The organism is Paracoccus sp. FO-3 (assembly GCF_006386455.1).
GTDB lineage: Bacteria > Pseudomonadota > Alphaproteobacteria > Rhodobacterales > Rhodobacteraceae > Paracoccus > Paracoccus versutus.
In genome coordinates this window covers 1-4793 of record NZ_VCBQ01000186.1, presented here as the reverse complement: position 1 = coordinate 4793, position 4793 = coordinate 1, and the positions used below count along the sequence as shown (strand labels likewise).

At 53.6% G+C, this 4793-nt stretch carries 2 protein-coding genes; both read left to right on the top strand.

Translation table 11 applies throughout. From position 1 onward, the window contains the following. Positions 1–221: 221 nt before the first annotated feature. The gene (locus tag FE811_RS25785) at positions 222–3854 is read left to right on the top strand and encodes a glycosyltransferase (RefSeq protein WP_140849351.1); all 3633 of its coding nucleotides are present in this window, start codon (positions 222–224) and stop codon (positions 3852–3854) included. A gap of 52 nt (positions 3855–3906) precedes the next feature. Next, the coding region (locus tag FE811_RS25780) for a hypothetical protein (RefSeq protein ID WP_140849349.1) at positions 3907–4793 on the top strand (887 nt) is incomplete at its 3' end.

Below are 4793 nucleotides of genomic sequence, written 5' to 3'. Positions count from 1 at the left end.
CTTGAAAATCAATGCATCCTGAGCCTACATGCCCTCTCTGTGGCAGGATAGCCCGCTTCGAGAACGGATGTGTCGGCTTACGCCATGAAAATGTCTGGACATCCTTTGTCTGTTTTAGCAGTACTGCGCCGGCAAAGCCCTGAGCCGTGATACAGCGACAAATGGTCTCCGCTTCAATCTAAACGAAATTTCTTAGCCATATCACCGGACTTGGTTGCAAAATGAAAGAATACGATTGTTCATGTGTCATAAACGTTCACCGTGAAGGACTTCTTCTTGTTCCAACTCTGAGAAGCATCGCTCTCGCAAAGGCGAGGGCGGAAGCCGTCGGAGGAGAGTTGGAGATTATCGTCATAGCGGATAATCCTGACGACCAGACCTTGGATCTTTGCCGTTCCTGGGGACACGCCGACCGTATCGATATCGTGGACGAAAAAGACCTAGGCCGTGCTAGGGAATATGGCATCGGCTTGGCGTCAAGCCGCTGGGTATTTCTTCACGATGGTGACGACCTTTACTCATCGAATATCTATTCGGAATTTATCGATAGAAAAAAGAAGGGCTTGATCTTCGAGAGGAGAGTATATCATGCCGAGTTCTTCGTCAAATTCGGTGGCGAGAATGAAATCCGCAGGATGATTCCCTCATCAAGCGCGAGCTTCGATCCTCTTTTTCTTGTCTATGATTGGTTTTATTCAAATAAGTGCGTCATCGACAAGAGCCTTCTGGACACGTTCCCGCTCCAGCACAATGACACTGCCCGTGGTCTTGGAAACGAAGACTGGTCCTGGGCCGGGGACACGATCTCGCATGGCGTGATCCATGACATTCTTCCGGACACGGCATGCTTCTATAGGGTCAAGGAACAGCACCTGTCGCTCGGACTGGTCCCGTCGATGACCCAAAGGCAGTCCTATCTTTACAGTTCGGACTACATCAACAGCGGCATACGGACTTCGAACGCTTCGCGGCACCTGTCCGACGAAGATGACTTCACCACCCAACTTCCGCTTCCCGAGCATGTCTATCGGCTCATGGACGAACAGGTCGAGCTTGAGCCACTCATCAGCAACAACAGGAACTCCAATCCTTGGGCGGTCAACTCGTATCTGCGATCAATCCTGAGAAAGAGCGCAGATGGCGCCGCTGAAATCCTGGGGGCCCTTGACAATAGAAAGAAGCTAGTCTTCTTCCTGAGGGAGGAGCTTTCGCATACTCTTCCGGCTGTCGCCTGGATCATGGCTCGTTGCCAGAAAATCTACTCTCCACGAACCCATCAGCTGGTGATTATTCACGAGACCGAGATGGAGAAGTACTCATCATCCAAGCTCGATGATGAGTGGGGAACGGTCTACCTCAGCACCAAGAGGATCTCCGACACATTTACCACGCCGAGCTGGTTTTACTGTCGCCTGCCACTGAGGATACTGGTGCAGTATCCAGGAAGCACGATCGTAGACACAGGTACGGATATCTTTTCCAAGCTATGCCGGGAGTACTACAAGATTGTAGTATCCCAGGTAAAAAGAACATTTCTTGTGAGACTGAGCCTTGTAGATGACCCGCTCGACGGGTGTACGCAGAAATTTGCCTCCGTCACTAATCTTCTGCGTGCATCCAAGCTGTTTAGCGCAAGTAGGCTCCATTTTGTCGACATTTTCAACTCGTCACGTGCATGGCCTTGCTCGGGGTACAAGATTTCGGCAGGACCCTCTCTGGGTGAGAGTATCTTTCTTGACCTCACGTTACAGAAGCCGCTTGGACGTCCCCACTCCTATGACTGGCAACACCTGAAGAAGCAGGAAGCGACTGGCTACGGCCATGAGGCTAACGCCATCGCAGTTGAGAATGGCGGGGTCATCTCGCAGCGGTTCATTGCGGCAAGTCTGGAGTTGGCGGATGCCCTAGACAAGGAAATCGTCTGCATTCCACAGACAATCCAACACTACGATCCGCAGGCGAACCTTCATTATTTCAGATGGTATGATTTCTCGAACCTGGCCGAAGTCGTCGAAGAACTGCGTGATCGCGCAGCCAGGGGCCACAAGGTCGGATTGGCTGGCGTCGTTATCGGCTCAAGCATGGTGGAGCGCTTCACCAAGGCGGGCAGCCTCTGGGGCCTGCTTGAGGTCCTGAGTGACGCCGGTGACCTCAACAGCGTGGTTACACTCGACACCGACCAGAGCGGCCTTTCCCTAGTCAGCACCAGCACGGAGGACGTAGAGATCCCGGCAAGCAGGACGGAGCAGCCTGTTGCGGATGAGGGAGCAGAGGAAACAAGTTCACGCTTTCTGCTGGGCAAGTACGGTCCGGTCTTTACCGGCTCGGACTACCTGAGTTCCTTCAGGTCCAGCCAGTCCGTCGAACAGATCGAGCAGTACCTCGGTGCCTGGCATCGAGACAGGGGGGCCTTGCTGTCGAACACCGAAGTAGCGTCTGAGCAGCTTTTGGTGCATGTGGCAAGCGACGATGCCAGACGCTGGTGGCAACATACTTGGCTGCCTACGATCAGGTACTTCTTCGCGTCTCACGAACTGCAATCATGCGAGCAAAGGGCGATTGACGATGCCGCTCGCCACGCATCGCTCCTTCCCTCTGCCTTTGCGGATCTGCTTGCGATCTTGCGTATGCGAGCGGACGTGTTCGAACCCCCGCAGGACCTTGGCCAGATCCAGTGGCGAGGGCCTGAGAACTATCGGGAAGAAGCCGTCTTGACGCACCTTCGCCAGATGGGCCGGAGCCTGATCGGGGGATCGTTCGTCCTTCTGCCTTTCCTGGAAGCCGGAGGCGCCGAACTGGTGGGCACGCTCCACCTGCGCGCCTGGAAGAACCTGGGTCTTGAGAAGCCGCGCATCGTACTCACCGAGGGAGCGACGATCGTGCCAAACTACCTTGAGTTCGAGCAGGACACGATCAACCTTCCGAAGATCATATCCGAGGTGAGTGGCAGACCATATCCCGAGGGCTTTGCGACAGAGGATCGAGTCGCACTGCTTGAAGCGTTTCTCTCGGCAGCAGAAGCTGACCGGATCTTCTCGGTGCAATCCTATACCACATCGCTGCTGCTCACCAAGCGAAAGCCAGCAAGGACGGTGGAGCTCGCCATGTTCTGCCCGCACATAGACGATCATGGTCGCATCTCTGGCTTTCAGAACATGATCCCCGCCATCGACAAGGCCGTCGATCTCTACATCAGCGACAACACGAAATTTGCGAACACCATCTGTCAGATGTACGGGGTGGCGCCCGATCGCATGAAGGCGATCTCCTATCCGCCAGATCAAAAGAGGATTGCCTCAGTCGCCGGGCATCGATTTGGCACGCAGTCATCAAGAAATGTCCTGTGGGCAAGCAGGATAGATCACCAGAAGAACCCCGGACTGCTGATCCAAATCGCACGCGCCATGCCCGACCTCACCTTTCACATGTACGGCAGGAAGGTGCTGAACGATACGGTTTTCGACATAGGAAAGCTGCCCGTCAATGTTCGCTTTCACGGAGAGTACTCATCGCTCGAACAATTGATGATCCGGGACTACCTGTGCTTCGTCTATACCTCCCGCTTCGACGGCATGCCCAACATTCTCATGGAAATAGCCGCATGCGGCGTTCCGGTAGTGACACCGAACGTGGGCGGTATAGCGGACTTCTTCGGAGATGACTGGATGGGTTTCGTCCGGCGCGGCGACGTCGTAGAAGATTATGTGTCCGTCATAAGAATGGCCGGGAACCCTCGAAAACACGAGGCAATGATCAATCTTCAGAATGACGCCTTGCGTGCCAGATCGGTCCAAAACTTCCAACGCGCAGCAATCGGACCTGCAAGTCCACCGGTAGCCGTCACTAATCCATAAGCAACCAGCGGTCACGCACAACGGTCAGTTGTAAGAGCAAGGATCTTAGAAAATGTCGAAAATGACGCTGGTTCTTCATATCGGAACCGAGAAGACCGGTACGACGCTCATCCAAAAGTGGCTTTATCAGAATAGAGGTCGTTTCCTTGAAAATGGAATCTATCTTAGCAATAGCCTCGGATGGGAGAACAACCGATCGCTGGTCGCCTACTTCAGGTCGGAACCAGATGAATTCTGGACGTTCAATGGCATCAAGAACAAGGAGCAGAAGGAGCAGTTTTTTGCATCGTTCCTGACTGACCTCGAAGCCGAGATAGAACAGGCCTCTGCCAACAACCACACCATGGTCATCACCTCCGAACACTTCCACAGCAGGCTCACGGATGAGAACGACGTCGCGACCTTCTCGGATTTTTGCCGCCGCAATTTCAAGGATCACGTTGTCGTCTGCTATCTGAGGCCACAATGGGACGTCCGAAAGTCCATCTATTCCACAGATCTGCGAAACAACGAAAGCCGGCGCTTCTCGCAATATCGAAGCGATATCAGCGCAAGCGACAAGTACTTCGATTATCTCAACCTTTATAGGCGATGGAAGAGGAATTTCGCGTACGCACAAATCGAGTTTAGGAACTACGACAGGAGTTCGTTCATCGGGAATGATCTCAGGAAAGACTTTGCTTCTGTCTTCCCGATTGCCATTGACGTGAACGACTTCGAGTTTTCTGACAAACGTGAAAACGAAAGCCTAGCCCTGCTCGAGTCTGCAGCCTATGCCGCCGTCAACCGCGCAGTGCCGCTGTTCGAGGGCCAGTCGGTGAACAAGAGGAACTACGAATACAAGAAGCTCTTGTCCGACCTGCGGGTTCTAAAGCGGGGTACCCTTGCCGATCCGCTCTCTCACAAGGTTTATGATACGTTCAAGGATTCGAATAACGA